Origin of the sequence: Archangium violaceum, from assembly GCF_016859125.1 — a bacterium.
In the GTDB taxonomy this organism is placed as follows: domain Bacteria; phylum Myxococcota; class Myxococcia; order Myxococcales; family Myxococcaceae; genus Archangium; species Archangium violaceum_A.
In genome coordinates, this window is record NZ_CP069338.1 from 11,232,229 (window position 1) to 11,247,425 (window position 15,197).

Here is a 15,197-nt window from a genome sequence, read left to right on the forward strand (position 1 = left end):
TTGGTTTCACCTCCTTACGACACCCACCCGAAGGCGGGCTGGATTACCTGGGCCACGCAAGTGGCAGAGCGAGAGGAGCCCCGAGAGGCACCACACCGCACCTCCAGTCTCGGCAGGGCGACTCTAGGAGTCGTTTGAACCCGAGGGAGTTCCCATGTCTCCGACCGGTTGTCCGGTTGCCAACGGAGGGCACGAGCACCACCTTGGGTCCCTGCTGTCTGGGACCAGGGATGTTCGAGGCGCCGTGTCTCATCGACGTGGCGCCTCAATTGCAAAAGCCGGGGCGCTATACCCGCGGCTTCGCAAAAGGTCCAGCAAATTTTGACGGCGGACGTCAAACAGACGACGGGGGGGGCCTCCATGCGTGAGGCCTCCCCCCGGCCATAACCGACGAACCCCCTGCCCTACTCCTGACTACCGGTGACGGGCGAGGATCTCAGTGGTGTCGAGCTTGATGCCCGGGCTCATGGTGGCGGAGATGGCCACGCCCTTGAGGTAGACGCCCTTGGCGGTGGCCGGCTTGAGCTTCATCACCAGGTCCACCAGGGTGTTGAAGTTCTCCTGGAGCTTCTCCGGAGCGAAGGAGGTCTTGCCGAGCTTGGCGTGGACGATGCCCGCCTTCTCGGCGCGGAACTCCACCTTACCGCCCTTGGCATCCCGGACGGCCTTGGCCACGTCCATGGTCACCGTGCCCACCTTGGGGTTGGGCATGAGGCCGCGGGGACCGAGCACCTTACCAAGCCGGCCGACCACGCCCATCATGTCCGGGGTTGCGATGACGGTGTCGAACTCGAGGAAGCCACCCTCGATCCGCTTGGCCAGGTCGTCGCCGCCGACCACGTCGGCGCCGGCCCCCTCGGCCTCGGTGGCGCGCTCGCCCTTGGCGAACACGGCCACGCGCACCGTGGCACCGGTGCCGTGCGGGAGGACCACGGCGCCACGGACCATCTGGTCCGCGTGCTTCGGGTCCACGCCGAGGTTGAGCGCCACCTCGACGGTCTGGTCGAACTTGGTGCCGCGCAGGCCCGAGGTCTCCTTCAGGAGCTGGAAGCCATCGGCGATGCTGTAGCGCTTGTTGCGGTCCACCTTCGTGGCGGCGGCGCGAAACTTCTTACCGGTCTGAGGCATGTTGAAAATCCTCTTCTAGAAAAGGTGAAGGTGGAGAAGGTCAGACGACGTCGATGCCCATGGAACGCGCGGTGCCCGCGATGGTGCGCATGGCGGCGTCCAGGGAACCAGCGGTCGTATCCTCGATCTTCTTCCGGGCGATCTCCTCGAGCTGCTTCTGGGTGATCTGCCCCACCTTCTCCTTGCCCGGCTTCTTGGCGCCCGAGCCCTTCTTCTTCTCGGTGTGCAGGCCCGCCGCCTTCTTGATGAGGACGGCGGCCGGCGGGGTCTTCAGGATGAAGGTGAAGGAACGGTCCTGATACACGGTGATGATCACCGGGATGATCAGACCTTCCTTGGCCTCCGCCTGGGTCTTGGCGTTGAACTGCTTGCAGAACTCCATGATGTTCACGCCCTGCTGACCGAGCGCGGGGCCGATCGGCGGAGCGGGGTTCGCCTTGCCGGCGGGGATCTGCAGCTTGACCTGACCTGTGACCTTCTTCATCTGCTGACAACTGCCTTTCGAAATGGTGGTTCCCACGGGCCGCTTGACGGGCGACCCTCCCACCCTGGGTATCCCCGAGCGCTCGTGCGCCAGGGAAGACTGCTAGCCGGTGGTCTTCTCCACCTGCATGAAATCGAGCTCCACGGGAGTCGCGCGACCGAAGATGCTCACGAGCACCTTCACGCGACCCTTCTCCGCGTTGACCTCTTCCACCGTGCCGTTGAAGTTGGCGAAGGGGCCATCGATGACCCGGACGGTGTCGCCGTCGGAGAACTGCACCTTGGGCTTGGGCTTGAGCGTGCCCTCGGAGATCTGCGAGGTGAGCCGTGCCACCTCCGCGTCCGAGATGGGCGTGGGCTGCTGGTTCTGCGCCGCACCGGGGAAACCGGTGATCTTCGGCGTGTTCTTCACCAGGTGCCAGGAGCGGTCATTCAGCTCCATCTGCACGAAGATGTAACCTGGGAAGAACTTGCGCCGGGACGTCTTCTTCTCGCCCTTCACCATCTCGACGACCTGTTCCATGGGAATCAGGATTTCGCCGAACAGGTCCTGCAACCCCTCGAGCCGGATCCGCTCCTCCAGGCTCTTCTTCGCCTGGTTCTCGAAGTTCGAGTAGGTGTGGACCACGTACCATTTCATCGCCATTACAGCTTCCCCCAGATGGCGGGTATCCACTCAACCATAAGGTTGTAGGCGAGGGTGTCGATACAGAAGAGGAGGACGGCCGCCACCACGGAGGCGACGATGACCGCCATGGTCGACGCCTTGGTCTCCGCCCAGGACGGCCAGGTGACCTTCATCAACTCGGAGGCGACGTCCAGCGAGAGCGAATGGGTCTTAGGGTTCAGGTAGCCCCCCACCACGATGCCCGCGGCAAGCAGGAAGCCCACCAACGTGGAGACCTGCCAGTCGACACCATCGATGATGACGGGATCGCTCCAACCCGCCCGGGCCCAGATGAGGCCACAGACGTGCTCCAGGAAGAGCGCGAAGATGAGACCCGCGATGAGGAAGAAGATGACCACGAGCCGCTTCGGATCCATGCCGGAACGGTTCGCTTGCTGGCTGGCCTCGGATGCCGCTGCCATGATTCCTCGCTGACTTGCTTGATGCCGGAAAACACAGGGACCCCCGGTACCTGGGTACCGAGGGTCCCTGCAACTGAACAATTGGCAGGCCAGGAGGGATTCGAACCCCCAACACGCGGATTTGGAGACCGCTGCTCTACCGTTGGAGCTACTGGCCTAGAGAACACCCGACCACAACAACAGAACTAGACCTTACCTTCCTTATGGACGGTGTGCTTCCGGTCGCGGGGGCAGAACTTGCTCAGCTCGAGCTTGTCCTGGCTCTTCCGCTTGTTCTTGGTGGTGTAGTAGTTCCGCTCCTTGCACACCGTGCACTCGAGCGAAATGATGCTGCGATTACCCTTGGGCATGACTTGAACTCGATAGACACGAGGGGAAAGCTGCTTATCACAGCTCCCCCTCGGGGTTGAGCGCCAAGAGGGGCGGACCAGGAGCCCGCCCGCTCACTAGGCGATGATCTCGGCCACGACGCCGGCGCCCACGGTGCGGCCACCCTCGCGGACGGCGAAGCGGAGCTCCTTCTCCATGGCCACGGGGGTGATCAACTCCACCTCGATGGCGATGTTGTCGCCCGGCATCACCATCTCGACGTTCTCGGGCAGCTTCACCGTGCCCGTCACGTCCGTGGTGCGGAAGTAGAACTGCGGCCGGTAGCCCTTGAAGAACGGCGTGTGACGGCCACCCTCTTCCTTCGTGAGCACGTAGATCTGCGCCTTGAACTTGGTGTGCGGGGTGATGGAGCCCGGCTTGGCGAGCACCTGACCACGCTCCAGGTCCTCACGCTTCAGACCACGCAGCAGCGCGCCGATGTTGTCGCCCGCCATGCCCTCGTCCAGCAGCTTGCGGAACATCTCCACGCCCGTGACGACCGTCTTCTGCGTGGGGCGGATACCGACAATCTCGATTTCCTCGCCCACCTTCACCCTGCCGCGCTCCACGCGGCCGGTGGCCACCGTACCGCGGCCGGCGATGGAGAACACGTCCTCCACCGGCATCAGGAAGGGCTTGTCCGTCGCGCGCTGCGGGGTGGGGATGTACTTGTCCACCGCCTCCATCAGCTTGAGGATGGCCGGCTCGCCGATCTCCGAGGTGTCACCCTCGAGCGCCTTGAGGGCGCTGCCGGGGACGATGGGGATCTCGTCGCCAGGGAAGTCGTACTTCTTGAGCAGGTCGCGGACCTCCATCTCCACGAGCTCGCGCAGCTCGGGGTCGTCCAGCATGTCGACCTTGTTCAGGAAGACCACGATGTAGGGCACGCCGACCTGGCGGGCGAGCAGGATGTGCTCGCGCGTCTGGGGCATCGGGCCGTCGGCGGCGGAGACCACCAGGATGGCGCCGTCCATCTGCGCCGCGCCCGTGATCATGTTCTTGACGTAGTCGGCGTGGCCCGGGCAGTCGACGTGGGCATAGTGCCGGTTGGTCGTCTGGTACTCCACGTGCGCCGTGGAGATGGTGATACCGCGCTCACGCTCCTCGGGGGCCTTGTCGATCTGGTCGTACGCGAGGAAGGTCGCGCCGCCGGTCTTCGCCAGCACCTTCGTGATGGCCGCCGTCAGGGACGTCTTGCCGTGGTCAACGTGGCCGATGGTGCCGATGTTGACGTGCGGCTTAGTTCTTTCGAACTTTTCCTTGGACATAACGCTCCTCGAAAAATGGAGCCCTGAACCAGGATTGAACTGGTGACCTCATCCTTACCAAGGATGCGCTCTGCCAACTGAGCTATCAGGGCTTGTATCTGCGACTACAACAACTGGAGCGGGAAATGGGACTCGAACCCACGACATTCAGCTTGGAAGGCTGACGCTCTACCAACTGAGCTATTCCCGCGATTCCGATGGAGGGGGTTGGATTCGAACCAACGAAGGCGTAGAGCCGGCAGATTTACAGTCTGCTCCCTTTGGCCACTTGGGTACCCCTCCGAAACCGCTATCCTCAACTACCGTAAAACCGTTGTTTCTTCCTACTGCTTTTTTGCCCCGGGCCCTCATCCGCGGCCCCGTTCCTCTTGGCCGGCGGCGGGACTTGAACCCGCGACCTACTGATTACAAATCAGTTGCTCTACCGACTGAGCTACACCGGCGTCCAGCAACTCCGGCTGCATCCCCTACCCCATCCGCCTCCTCGCCGGAACCGTCAACCACCCGTCCCGTCGAGGCGCGCCCTTTTAGAAGTCCCCGCCGTCCAAGTCAAGCGGTTTGATCCGGCTGATTCAACTTCCGGCACCGGGACGTGACATCCCCCGCTGCCGGGCGGCCTCGTATAGCAGAATCGCCGCGGAAACGGACGCATTCAAGGAACCGACCTGACCCAGCATTGGAATCCTGAGGCGGAAATCACAGTGCTCCAGGACTCCCTGGCGCACGCCTGCTCCCTCGGCCCCCACGACCAACGCCAATGGCCCGTCCAGCCGGGCGCCCCACAGGGGCTCGTTCGAGTGGGGATCCGCCGCAGCGATCCATACCCCGGCCTCCTTCAACTCCTCCAACGTCCGGGACAGGTTGGTCACCCTCGCGATGGGACAGTGCTCCACCGCCCCCGCCGAGGCCTTGGCCACCACTCCCGTCACCGGCACCGCCCGATCCTTGGCGATGACCACCCCATGTGCCCCCAGCGCGTGCGCCGAGCGGACGATGGCCCCGAAGTTGTGCGGATCCTGGATGCCGTCCAGCACCACCAACAGCGGCGGACGACCGCTCGCCTCGGCCGCCTCCAACAGGTCCGGTAGGTCCGCGTACTCGAAGCCCCGCAGCTCGGCCACCACCCCCTGGTGCACCCCACCATCGGCCATCACCGCCAGGCGCTCCCGCGGCACCCGCTCCACCCGGATGCCCGCGTCCTTCGCGCGGCTGAAGATCTCCGCCGCCGCCTTCGCGGCGAGCTGCCCCTCGGTGATGAACAGGCGCTCCACCCGCTCCGCGTGCGCCCGGAGCGACTCGAGGACCGGGTTCACTCCGTAGACGTAGCGCTGCTCGGCGCGCTCGCGTTCACCCCCGCGCTCGCGACCCCCACGCTCCCCCCGCTCACTTCCCCTGGATGAACGCTGGCGCACCACGGGCTAGAGGACCTCGACGGGCAGGGAGAACGTCTTCTGCTGCCGGGCACAGAGCTGCTCCGAGCAGATGAAGAAGGTGAGCTTCGCCTCCAGCGTGCCCTTGCCGGCCGCCGTGGCCTTGAACGGTACCTCGAAGCGCGGGTCCACGAACTGCTGCCCCGCCGCCTTCTTCGTCACCGAATCCTTCAGCGCCAGCTTCTCCTGGGTGGGCGTCAGTTGCGTTCCCTTGAGCTCCAGCTTCAGCGGCGCCTCGTCCGACACATGCGCCCCCTGCTTGCTCTTGATGGACAGCACGAACATGCCCTGCTCTCCCGCCTTCACCTTCGTGGAGGTCCCCTCCGTGCTCACCTCGTAGAGGGTCGTGGGGTCCACCTGGCCCTCGGCGTGGGCGTGGGTGCAGGCGAGAGCCACCACCGCGGCGGCCAGGGAGGTGATGCGTCGGACGTGCAGCATGGTTCGTTCTCCTCTGCAGAGTCAGCGGCCTCCCTATATCACCGCCCCTCCGCCCCCCGGCGTCCTCTTTCTTCTCACGCCTCGCCCGCGCTGGCCTTGGCAGCCCGCTTGCGCCGGGAGGGAATCATCGGCTCGGGCTCGGGCAGGCCCACCCTCGGTCCCCCAGCCGCCAGCTCCTCGGCTCGCTGGATGATGATGCTGGCCAGGTCCAACCCCGTGGCCGCCTCCATCTCCGGGAGCGCCGGCGAGCTGTTGACCTCGAACACCTTCGGCTTCCCCTCCGGCACGGCCAGCAGGTCCACCGCCGCCACTTCCAGCCCCACCAGCGAGGCCGTCTTCTCCGCCGCCAGGCGCTGGGGCTCCGTCAGCTCGATGCCCTCCAGACGCGCGCCCCGGTTCAGTGTGTAGGAGAGGCGTCCGAACCTGGGCCGGCGCCGCACGGCCGCCACCGCATGGCCTCCCACCACCAACACCCGCACGTCCTGCCCGGTGTTCTGCACGTACTGCTGGACGACCAGGTTGTGCCCCAGCCCCAAAATGGCCTCGAGAGCCGCCTCCAACGACTGGAGGCTCTCGCACACCATCACCCCGTGCTTCTCCTGGCCCTGCAGCAGTTTCACCAGCACCGGCACGCCGCCCACCAGGCCCACCATGGCCTTCAGGTCCGCCGCGTCACGCGCCATCACCGTCGCCGGAATGTCGATGCCGTGCGCCGACAACAACTGCAGCGAGCGCAGCTTGTTGCGTGACTCGGCGATCGCCCGCGCCGTGTTCACCAGTGGAACCCCGCACATGGCGAACTGGTTCACCACCGCCAGGCCGTAGTTGTTGATGGACTGCGCGATGCGCGGGATGACCACGTCGCACAGGGACAGCTTGCGGCGCCGGTAGTAGAGGTTGGCGCGCTGTCCATCCAGGTGCATCTCCACCCGGACCGGGTTGAGCACACGCACCTGGTGCCCTCTCGCGCGCCCGGCCTCGGCCAGTCGCTTGGTGGACGAAATGGAGGCGGAGCGCGAGAGGATGGTGATCTTCATGGGCGGCCAGGGCGGGCGCCGGAGACATAGCCCCACCCCTTCACCGCGTAAAGCCGCCCCTGGGGACTACCGCCGCTGAACGGCGCGCACCTCGATATCCACGGGCGAGGACGGCGTGGAGTTCTTGATGCGCTCGCACGTGGCGCCCGCGAAGGAGATGCCCTCCTCCGTCAGGCTCCAGGTGTCAGCCCCCGATGCGAGGCGCTCCTTGTTGACGTAGACCACCACCAGTTCCTGCGAGGTCGGGCGCTCGGAGGCATCGAAGGTCAGCAGGCAGGGATCCTTCACCAGGATCTTCCCGCTGATGTCCCGCAGGGCCGCGACCAGATCCGCCCTGTTGGCCGCCTGGAAGAACTGGCGCTTGCAGAGGCCATTTTCGCACGTGTCACCGTCACCCGTGCCGCAATCCGAGTTCTGCGCACACTTGCGCTTGAAACCGCCCGCCACGGCCATGGCGTTGAGCGTCTCAGCGCCCTTTTGCCCCGAGGTGCTGGAGGATTCGAAGTCCGCGCCGAAGCCGATGACGATGGTCTGGATCCCCTTGGAGCCCAGCTCCTTCACCGCCGCCACCGAGGCATCATCGTCGAGGCAGCCGATCTGCTTGGCGGAAGCGGCCTCACAACTCTGCAGGGTGCAGAAGCACTGCGGATAAGGCGTCGGATGGGCCGAGTTGCAGTTGGGAAGACCGTCCGTGAGCAGCAGCACGAAGTCGTCACGATCCGCCGTCTGCAGCTCGCTGAGCCCACCCATGAACTTGAGGCTCTGGCCGGTGGGCGTACCACCCGCGGGCGTCGGCTCACCCGTGGACGAGGAGTTCTTGATCTTGAAGATCTCCGCCTTCACCTCCTCGGCCTTGTTTCCGAGCGAGGCCTCGTCCTCGACGCCATCGGCGGGAAGATCGACGCTGATCGTGGACGTGGAGCCACACGAGGCATCCGCCGGGTAGGTGGCGAGCCCGAAACGCGCGAGGGTGCCACTGCTGTCGAGGAAGTCCCGCATCGCGGCCTGCAGCTCGCTCCAGCGCGTGGGGCAGGTGGCCGTGTTGCACGGACGCGTCTGGCCACAGAGCTCGCCGGCCACCATGCAGTCCGAATCCGACGGGTCCACCGGATCCTTCATCGAGCCGGACTTGTCCACCAGCAGCATCAGGTTCGGCTTGGCCGCCCGCGCCTCGATATACCGCGTCTCCGTCGTCTGGGAAATGGCGAGCGGATCCACCGGCTCGAAGTCATAGGTCTGGCAACCGGTGGCGAGAACACCACCGAAGGTGCCCAGCACGAGGGCGCTCAGGAAGGTCAGCTTGGCGCGCATAGATTGATTTCGCTCCGCGGAAACAGGCACGGGGCTTCCCCCGCGCCTACCAGGGTCCGGCCCCGAAAGTTCGCCGAGGATACCCTCTCCGGCGCACCCACGGCCAGCATCAACTCCAGGCCTACCTAGAGGGCAAGGGTGCGTGCTGTGGCCGTCAATCTCCACAACGACGCCAGTCCCATCACCTCGTCCAGCGTCCCCCGAAGCTCCTCCGGCGCGTATCCACAGATTCTTACCGTGGTGTCGCACGCCACGAGCTTCGCCCCCAGTGCCCGCGCCTCCTCCAACATGCGTGCCGGAGTGGACACTCCGAGCCCCTCCGCCCGTGCACTTTCCGACAGCTCCTTCTCACTGTGCGGCAGACCGAAACGGCCTCGCACCAGCGCCCGCAGTGCGTCGAAGGCGAAGACGAAGTACACCTCGTCCCCCATCGCCGCCGCGGTCTTGCCCATCGAGGCGGCCTGGTACGCAGGCTCGTAGGTGGCGTGCTGTAGGAAGAAGAAGACGCGTCCGGCCATGGGCGCGCGACAATACAAGAATCCACTTTCAGCAAAAGGCACTCGGGGTGCGTCGAATCCTCCCGCGTCTCCGGCCTATAACGGGGCCCCGTCGAAGGTCCGTACGAGGGAGCTCCCCCATGCCATTCTCCCCCCAGTCCGTTCCCGCTCGCGCCGCCTCGCGCTCCCGCGGATGGCGCGCCGCCCTGGTCCCCACGTGCGCGCTCGCCACGTTGCTCCTGACGGGGCCTTCCCCCCTGGGCGAGGCCGCCGCGGTCAGGATGCCCCCCTCCGCGCCCCAGCCCCGCGCAACGGTCCGTGAGGAGATCCTCCGCCTGCTCGAGAGCCCCGAGTCCCTCCCCCGCGCCGCGGACTGGGCCCCGCTCGGACCCGAAGCACTCTCCGAATTGCTCGGGCTCGCCAGCAACCCCTCCACCCCCGAGCTCCAACGCACCCGCGCCGTCGCCGCCATCGCCGTGGTGGAGAACCCCGAGGCCACCCAGCGCCTCCAGCGACTCCTGCTCAGCCAGACCACCCCAGACTCCGTGCGCGCCGCCGCCACGCTCGCCCTCGGCCGCCGCGCGGGGCTCGAGGCCTTCCCCCTGCTGACCCCACTCCTCTCCGATCGCAGCGAGCATGTTCGCGCAACCGCCGCCCAGACCCTCGGACGGATGGGCGGCACCGAGGCCCGCAAGGTCCTGGAGGAACGGTTGCCCTTCGAGGAGACCCTCGCCGTCCGCGAGGCGATCCAGCAGGGGCTCAGCTACATCGAGCCCTAGGACGTGGGGCTCGCATCGGAGCGGAGCTTTCGTTAGATGGGGGCCATGCGCCCCACCGTGCTCCTCTTCGACATCGATGGCACCCTCGTCACCACCGGAGGCGCCGGTCGACGCTCCCTCGCACTCGCCTTCGAGCGCCTCCACGGCCGCCGCGATGCCTGTGACTCCTTCAGCCTGTCCGGCATGACCGACCGCGCCATCGTCCGCAAGGCGCTCGACATCATCGGCGTCCCCCCCACCCCCGAGGCCATCACCGCCGTCATCGACACCTACCTCCAGTACCTCGCCCAGGAGGTCCCCCTCGTCGATGAGCGCGACTACCGCCTCCACCCCGGCATGCGCGAGGCCGTCGACGCCGCCCTGTCCCGCCAGGGCTTCGCCGTGGGGCTCGGCACCGGCAACGTGCGCGAGGGTGCCCGCATCAAGCTCGAGCGCGTCCGCATCCACGACCGCTTCTCCTTCGGGGGCTTCGGCTGCGACCACGAGGACCGCGTCGAGCTCATCCGCCATGGCGCCCGCAGCGGCGCCGCCCTGCTCCGCGTCCCCGTCGAGGAGTGCCGCGTCGTCGTCATCGGCGATACCCCCAAGGACATCGCCGCCGCCCAGGGCATCGGCGCCACCAGCATCGGCGTGGGGACCGGCAATTTCACCCCCGAGGCCCTGCTCGCCTCCGGCGCCACCTATGCCTTCCCCGACTTCACCGCCCGCGAAGCGCTCGCCGCCCTGCTCGACGGGCGCTGAACCGGGTTCGCTCTTCCGGTAACGCTCCGTCCCGGGTGTGCTATCTCGGCCGTCCCGCCCGGACCCGAGGAGGCCCCACCCCATGTCGTTGTCCACCCTCGAAGCCTACGATCTCGTCCGTTTCGCCGAGGCCTTCGACTCGCGCCTCGCCGCCGCCGATGAGCTGCTCGCGGGCCGCCCGGGTCTGGAGCGCGAGAAGGAGTGGCTGGCCACCGCCGTACAGCTCATCCGCACCGAGCGCGCCCCCGCCGCCTCCATCCTGGAGAAGGTGCGCGACCTGCCCGAGCTCGAGGAGGTCCGCGAGGAGTTCGCCTTCAACCTCCAGAACGTCTGGGTCGACAGCCTGGAGAAGCTCCACGCCGGCATCACCTTCTGCGCCAGCAGCCGCTCCCCCGTCATCGAGGCCCTCTTCCCCCACCTCAAGTTCCCCCAGCTGCGCCGCGCCTCCCGCGAGACCCTCCAGGAGTTCGTCGCCAGCTACGAGCGCCGCCTCAAGTCCTCCTACGTCTCCCGCATCCTCGCCCGCGACGACTTCTCCTTCGTCCGCCCCGTGCTGAACCAGGTGGCCACCGCCTACGCCCACTGGCAGTCCTGCTTCGCCCCCGTTCAGCTCCCCCATGAGCAGGCCGCGCCCCTCCGCGCCGAGCTCATCGCCCTGGGCAAGCGCCTGGACATCGCCCTGCGCCAGGCCCGGTGCCTCGCCGAGGCCGCCCTCGCCCCCCTCCCGGAGGCCTTCGAGAACTCCGGTCTCGCCGCCAAGCCGCGCAAGCGCGCCGGTCGCGGGCTGCCGATCCCGGACTCGACCGAGGTGGCCCCTCCCGAGGCCGGTGCCCCCGAGGCCGAGGTCGTGGACCCCACTCCTCTCGAGTCCAACTCCGTCGAGCCCAGTGCCGCGGAGCTGGCCGAGCTCGCCGCGCTCTCCGGGTCCGCACCGCCCTCGGAGCCGGGTTCCTCCGAGGCCCCTCCCGAGGCCGGTGCCCCCGAGATCGCCGCCGCGGCTCCGGCTTCGGAGGCCCAGCCGGCTTCCGAGCCACCGCCCGCTCCTCCTGCCGCCGAGCCTCCTGCCGCCGAGCCTCCTGCCGCCGAGGCCTCGGCTCCAGAGGCCGCACCCGATCCCGAGGCGAAGCCCACCCCGGAGGCGAGGTCCGCTCCCAAGGTGGCCGGCAAGCGCGGACGCAAGAAGAGCGAGCCCAAGTCCACCACCTCGGAGTCGACCTGAAAGCCGGGGCCTCGCGCCCCCGTTAAGAGGAATCGGCCATGGCCGACGTCGCCCTTCCCATCGATCCGCTCCTGCCCGAGATCGTCTCCACCCTGCGTGGCGCGAGCTCGCTCGTCCTGGAAGCCCCTCCCGGCGCCGGCAAGACGACCCGCGTGCCCCGTGCCCTGCTCGAGGCCGGCCTCGGTCAGGGCAAGGAGATCGTCGTCCTCCAGCCCCGCCGCCTCCCCACCCGGCTCGCCGCCCAGCGCGTCTCCGAGGAGATCGGCGAGCGCGTGGGCGAGACCGTCGGCTACCAGGTCCGTTTCGAGGACGTCCGCGGCCCCAAGACGCGCCTCTCCTTCGTCACCGAGGGCGTGCTCGGCCGGCGTCTCCTCTCCGATCCCACCCTGCGCGACGTGGGCGTCGTCGTGCTCGATGAGTTCCACGAGCGCCACCTCTCCGCCGACATCTCGCTCGCCCTCCTCCGCCGCCTCCAGCAGGGCCCCCGGCGCGACCTGAAGATCGTGGTCATGTCCGCCACGCTCGAGGCCGCTCCCATCAGCGCCTACCTCGACCACTGCCCCACCCTGCGCTCCGAGGGCCGCCGCTTCGACGTCAGCCTCGAGTACCTCCCCACCGCCGATGACCGCTACCTCGATGCCCAGGTGCTCTCCGGCATCAAGCGGCTCCATGCCAACGGCCTCGACGGCGACGTGCTCGTGTTCCTCCCCGGCGCCGGGGAGATCCGCCGCGCCCGGGAGACCTGCGCCGAGTTCGCCGAACGTCACGGCATCGACCTGCTCCCCCTCCACGGCGACCTGCCCCCCGCCGAGCAGGACCGCGCCGTGCGCCGCAGCTCGCGCCGGAAGATCATCCTCTCCACCAACGTCGCGGAGACCTCCGTCACCATCGACGGGGTCGCCGCCGTCATCGATTCCGGACTGGCCCGCGTGGCCTCGCACTCGCCCTGGTCCGGGCTGCCCATCCTCAAGCTCGCCAAGGTGAGCCGCGCCTCCGCCACCCAGCGCGCCGGCCGCGCCGGCCGTACCCGCTCCGGCCACTGTCTCCGCCTCTACACCCAGCACGACTTCGACGGCCGCCCCGAGCAGGACGCCCCCGAAATCCGCCGCATGGACCTGGCCGAGACCGTGCTCGCCCTGCGCGCCTCGGGCATCAAGGACCTGGCCTCCTTCCCCTTCTTCGAGCCCCCTCCGGCCGCCTCGCTCGAAGCCGCGGAAACGCTCCTGCGCCGCCTGGGCGCCGTCGCCTCCGATGGCTCCGTGACGGACATCGGCCAGCGGCTCCTTCGCTTCCCCCTCCACCCACGCCAGGCCCGCATCATCGCCGAGGGCGAACGGCGCGGCGTCGGCGCGGACGCGGCCCTGCTCGCCGCCCTCGTCGGTGAGCGTGACATCCGCCGCGAGGCTCGCACCAACCTCTCCGGACCGGGCCGGGCCGCCAACGTCGTCGCCGGGCCCTCGGATCTGCTGGAGCTGCTCGAGCGCTTCCGCGAGGCCGAGCGCGCCAACTTCTCCTCCGGCCGCGTCCAGTCGCTCTCCCTGGAGCAGGGCGCCGTGCAGGCCGTGGATCGCGTCCAGCGCCAGCTCCGGCGCGCCGTGCGCGAGCAGGGGCAGCGGCCCTCCCGTCCCGAGGACGTGGAACAGGCGCTGATGCTCAGCGCGCTCGCCGGCTACCCGGACCGCGTGGCCCGCCGCCGCAAGCCCCGCGCCCCCGACCTCCTGCTCTTCGGCGGCGGCACCGCGCAGCTCTCCGAGGTCAGCGTCGTCCAGGAGCCCGATCTGATGATCGCCGTGGACGCAGAGGAGCGCCCCGGCCGTGGCGTCATCATCCGCCTCGCCAGCGCCGTCGAGCCCGAGTGGCTCCTCGACCTGTACCCCGACGCACTGGAGGAGGTGGATGCCCTCCAGTGGAACCCCGCCTCCAAGCGCGTCGAGCGCATCACCCGCCTGTCCTACGGCAACCTCGTCCTCGAGGAGACCCGTACGCCCGCTCCGCCCTCCGAGGAGGCCGCGCGCGTGCTCGTGGAACAGGCCCTCGCCGCCGGACCTGGCCGCTTCGCCGACCCCGAGGCCCTCCAGCAATGGCGCACCCGTGTCGCCCTGCTCGCCCAGGCCTTCCCCGAGGCTGGCTTCCCCACCGTGGACGACGCGTTCATGCGCGACTCGCTCGCGTCCCTGTGCGCCGGCGCCCGGAGCTTCGCGGACCTCGAAGGCGTCTCACTCCTCGACGCGCTCTACTCCCGGCTCACCTCCGAGCAGGCCCGCCTCCTCTCCAACCACGCCCCCGAGAAGGTCTCCCTCCCCGGTGGGCGCACCGCCAAGGTCCACTACGAGCCCGGCAAGCCCCCTTGGGTCGAGTCCCGGCTCCAGGACTTCTTCGGTATGGCCCAGGGGCCCAGTGTGTGCGCCGGGCGGGTTCCGCTCGTGCTCCACCTGCTCGCGCCCAACATGCGGGCCGTCCAGGTGACCACGGACCTCGCGGGCTTCTGGGAGCGGCACTACCCCTCCATCCGCAAGGAGCTGTGCCGGAAGTACCCGAAGCACAGCTGGCCCGAGGACCCGCGCCACGCGCAGACCCCGGCCGAGCGCGGCCGACGGATTTGAGGGGGTACGGCGGGGTTCAACCCGGGGGCTTCGATACCCTCACCCCGTCCCTCTCCCAGGGGGAGAGGGGTGAGTGGGGCTACAGCTTCTTGCGCATCTCCAGGTGGTCGATGCCCGCTTCCTTGAAGACCTCGCCCAGCACTTCGTAGCCCTGCTTCTTGTAGAACTCGAGTGCGTACAACTGTGAGTGAAGCATGATGCCGTTCACTCCCCGACGCCGCGCCTCGTCCTCCAGCGTCGTCAGGAGCATCGCGCCCACCCGGGCCTTCCGGTGCGCCTGCAGCACCGCCATTCGTCCGATCTGCGCCCACACCCCGGACTCTCCGGGTGGCGGCTCTGGTAACATCACCAGACGCCCCGTCCCGATGGCGTGCCCACCCTGAAAGGCCAGCACGTGGTACGCCTTCGCATCCTCGGCGTCCCGCTCGATGCCTTCGGGCACGTGCTGCTCTTCGATGAACACCACCTCGCGGATGGCGAGCGCCTGCCACAACTCAGCTTCGTTCTTGATCTGAGCGATGGTGACCGGCTGGGGATTCTCCGCGTTCGACATGACGCCAAGCAAGGTACACAAATCCCGGCGGCTCAAACAGACGAAAAGGCATACCGACGCATCGGACGCTCCCATGGAGCAGGACCCACCATGCAGGCTGCCAGGCGTCCGCCCCCCGCTCGCCCCGGGGCGTCCTACCTCGGGGGCCACTTCGCCATCGTACCCGTCACGTCCTCCCCGTTTTCGCCGCCGCGCACGTTCTCCGCGTCTCCCCGGAGAGCCCGGCTCCCCGGCGTGGTAACTTCCGGCGCG

The 15,197-nt window shown here is 68.1% G+C and carries 16 protein-coding genes and 5 tRNA genes; 4 read left to right on the forward strand and 17 right to left on the reverse strand.

Features of this window, described 5'->3' with window-relative positions; all coding sequences use genetic code 11:
• Positions 1 to 414: 414 nt before the first annotated feature.
• From rplA to JQX13_RS47555, 16 genes are all read right to left on the reverse strand, one after another.
• Positions 415 to 1,128 (reverse strand): 50S ribosomal protein L1, encoded by a 714-nt coding sequence (rplA, locus tag JQX13_RS47480; protein WP_203405991.1) that lies wholly within the window; start codon positions 1,126 to 1,128, stop codon positions 415 to 417.
• A gap of 40 nt (positions 1,129 to 1,168) precedes the next feature.
• Positions 1,169 to 1,612 (reverse strand): 50S ribosomal protein L11, encoded by a 444-nt coding sequence (gene rplK, locus JQX13_RS47485; protein ID WP_203405992.1) that lies wholly within the window; start codon positions 1,610 to 1,612, stop codon positions 1,169 to 1,171.
• A 102-nt stretch (positions 1,613 to 1,714) separates the two neighbouring features.
• Positions 1,715 to 2,257: a transcription termination/antitermination protein NusG gene (gene nusG, locus JQX13_RS47490; RefSeq protein ID WP_203405993.1), complete on the reverse strand. Its 543-nt coding sequence runs from the start codon at positions 2,255 to 2,257 to the stop codon at positions 1,715 to 1,717.
• Positions 2,257 to 2,700 (reverse strand): preprotein translocase subunit SecE, encoded by a 444-nt coding sequence (gene secE, locus JQX13_RS47495; RefSeq protein ID WP_203405994.1) that lies wholly within the window; start codon positions 2,698 to 2,700, stop codon positions 2,257 to 2,259. The genes nusG and secE overlap by 1 nt, the downstream gene beginning before the upstream one ends.
• Positions 2,701 to 2,782: 82 nt before the next feature.
• Positions 2,783 to 2,858: transfer RNA gene (locus JQX13_RS47500), tRNA-Trp, on the reverse strand.
• A 27-nt stretch (positions 2,859 to 2,885) separates the two neighbouring features.
• Positions 2,886 to 3,050: a 50S ribosomal protein L33 gene (gene rpmG, locus JQX13_RS47505; protein WP_108076707.1), complete on the reverse strand. Its 165-nt coding sequence runs from the start codon at positions 3,048 to 3,050 to the stop codon at positions 2,886 to 2,888.
• Positions 3,051 to 3,146: 96 nt separating this feature from the next.
• Positions 3,147 to 4,337, reverse strand: a complete 1,191-nt coding sequence (gene tuf, locus JQX13_RS47510) for an elongation factor Tu (protein WP_203404235.1) — start codon at positions 4,335 to 4,337, stop codon at positions 3,147 to 3,149.
• Between the two features lie 16 nt (positions 4,338 to 4,353).
• Positions 4,354 to 4,429, reverse strand: a tRNA-Thr gene (locus JQX13_RS47515).
• Between the two features lie 22 nt (positions 4,430 to 4,451).
• Positions 4,452 to 4,527, reverse strand: a tRNA-Gly gene (locus tag JQX13_RS47520).
• Between the two features lie 8 nt (positions 4,528 to 4,535).
• Positions 4,536 to 4,619: transfer RNA gene (locus JQX13_RS47525), tRNA-Tyr, on the reverse strand.
• An 88-nt stretch (positions 4,620 to 4,707) separates the two neighbouring features.
• A tRNA-Thr gene (locus JQX13_RS47530) sits at positions 4,708 to 4,780 on the reverse strand.
• 129 nt (positions 4,781 to 4,909) lie between these two features.
• Positions 4,910 to 5,749 carry a 23S rRNA (guanosine(2251)-2'-O)-methyltransferase RlmB gene (rlmB, locus tag JQX13_RS47535; protein WP_203405995.1) on the reverse strand — a complete coding sequence of 280 codons (840 nt, stop codon included), beginning with the start codon at positions 5,747 to 5,749 and terminating at the stop codon, positions 4,910 to 4,912.
• A gap of 6 nt (positions 5,750 to 5,755) precedes the next feature.
• Positions 5,756 to 6,205, reverse strand: a complete 450-nt coding sequence (locus JQX13_RS47540) for a protein-disulfide reductase DsbD family protein (protein WP_203405996.1) — start codon at positions 6,203 to 6,205, stop codon at positions 5,756 to 5,758.
• 74 nt (positions 6,206 to 6,279) lie between these two features.
• A complete protein-coding gene (locus JQX13_RS47545; protein ID WP_203405997.1) occupies positions 6,280 to 7,242 on the reverse strand; it encodes an ATP-grasp domain-containing protein in 963 nt (320 codons plus the stop codon).
• A 66-nt stretch (positions 7,243 to 7,308) separates the two neighbouring features.
• Positions 7,309 to 8,553, reverse strand: coding sequence for an adventurous gliding motility lipoprotein CglB (gene cglB, locus JQX13_RS47550; protein ID WP_203405998.1), 1,245 nt, complete (start codon positions 8,551 to 8,553; stop codon positions 7,309 to 7,311).
• A gap of 125 nt (positions 8,554 to 8,678) precedes the next feature.
• Positions 8,679 to 9,071 carry a DsrE family protein gene (locus JQX13_RS47555; protein WP_203405999.1) on the reverse strand — a complete coding sequence of 131 codons (393 nt, stop codon included), beginning with the start codon at positions 9,069 to 9,071 and terminating at the stop codon, positions 8,679 to 8,681.
• 119 nt (positions 9,072 to 9,190) lie between these two features.
• Here JQX13_RS47555 and JQX13_RS47560 point away from each other — a divergent pair, with 119 nt between their 5' ends.
• From JQX13_RS47560 to hrpB, 4 genes are all read left to right on the forward strand, one after another.
• Positions 9,191 to 9,829 (forward strand): HEAT repeat domain-containing protein, encoded by a 639-nt coding sequence (locus JQX13_RS47560; protein WP_203406000.1) that lies wholly within the window; start codon positions 9,191 to 9,193, stop codon positions 9,827 to 9,829.
• A 36-nt stretch (positions 9,830 to 9,865) separates the two neighbouring features.
• Entirely contained in the window at positions 9,866 to 10,570 is a 705-nt protein-coding gene (locus JQX13_RS47565) for an HAD family hydrolase (protein WP_203406001.1), read from the forward strand.
• Between the two features lie 82 nt (positions 10,571 to 10,652).
• Positions 10,653 to 11,789 carry a hypothetical protein gene (locus tag JQX13_RS47570; protein ID WP_203406002.1) on the forward strand — a complete coding sequence of 379 codons (1,137 nt, stop codon included), beginning with the start codon at positions 10,653 to 10,655 and terminating at the stop codon, positions 11,787 to 11,789.
• 38 nt (positions 11,790 to 11,827) lie between these two features.
• A complete protein-coding gene (gene hrpB, locus JQX13_RS47575; protein ID WP_203406003.1) occupies positions 11,828 to 14,392 on the forward strand; it encodes an ATP-dependent helicase HrpB in 2,565 nt (854 codons plus the stop codon).
• A gap of 79 nt (positions 14,393 to 14,471) precedes the next feature.
• On the opposite strand, the gene JQX13_RS47580 is transcribed toward hrpB, so the two are convergent.
• Entirely contained in the window at positions 14,472 to 14,945 is a 474-nt protein-coding gene (locus JQX13_RS47580) for a GNAT family N-acetyltransferase (protein ID WP_203406004.1), read from the reverse strand.
• Positions 14,946 to 15,197: the final 252 nt, after the last annotated feature.

Bases quoted from the DNA above. Each gene is read 5' to 3' on its own strand.
- JQX13_RS47565 (WP_203406001.1), top strand. From the start codon at position 9,866: ATGGGGGCCATGCGCCCCACCGTGCTCCTCTTCGACATCGATGGCACC.
- rpmG (WP_108076707.1), bottom strand. From the start codon at position 3,050: ATGCCCAAGGGTAATCGCAGCATCATTTCGCTCGAGTGCACGGTGTGC.
- nusG (WP_203405993.1), bottom strand. From the start codon at position 2,257: ATGGCGATGAAATGGTACGTGGTCCACACCTACTCGAACTTCGAGAAC.
- JQX13_RS47580 (WP_203406004.1), bottom strand. From the start codon at position 14,945: ATGTCGAACGCGGAGAATCCCCAGCCGGTCACCATCGCTCAGATCAAG.
- JQX13_RS47545 (WP_203405997.1), bottom strand. From the start codon at position 7,242: ATGAAGATCACCATCCTCTCGCGCTCCGCCTCCATTTCGTCCACCAAG.
- JQX13_RS47570 (WP_203406002.1), top strand. From the start codon at position 10,653: ATGTCGTTGTCCACCCTCGAAGCCTACGATCTCGTCCGTTTCGCCGAG.
- JQX13_RS47555 (WP_203405999.1), bottom strand. From the start codon at position 9,071: ATGGCCGGACGCGTCTTCTTCTTCCTACAGCACGCCACCTACGAGCCT.
- hrpB (WP_203406003.1), top strand. From the start codon at position 11,828: ATGGCCGACGTCGCCCTTCCCATCGATCCGCTCCTGCCCGAGATCGTC.
- rplK (WP_203405992.1), bottom strand. From the start codon at position 1,612: ATGAAGAAGGTCACAGGTCAGGTCAAGCTGCAGATCCCCGCCGGCAAG.
- cglB (WP_203405998.1), bottom strand. From the start codon at position 8,553: ATGCGCGCCAAGCTGACCTTCCTGAGCGCCCTCGTGCTGGGCACCTTC.
- secE (WP_203405994.1), bottom strand. From the start codon at position 2,700: ATGGCAGCGGCATCCGAGGCCAGCCAGCAAGCGAACCGTTCCGGCATG.
- JQX13_RS47560 (WP_203406000.1), top strand. From the start codon at position 9,191: ATGCCATTCTCCCCCCAGTCCGTTCCCGCTCGCGCCGCCTCGCGCTCC.
- tuf (WP_203404235.1), bottom strand. From the start codon at position 4,337: ATGTCCAAGGAAAAGTTCGAAAGAACTAAGCCGCACGTCAACATCGGC.
- rplA (WP_203405991.1), bottom strand. From the start codon at position 1,128: ATGCCTCAGACCGGTAAGAAGTTTCGCGCCGCCGCCACGAAGGTGGAC.
- JQX13_RS47540 (WP_203405996.1), bottom strand. From the start codon at position 6,205: ATGCTGCACGTCCGACGCATCACCTCCCTGGCCGCCGCGGTGGTGGCT.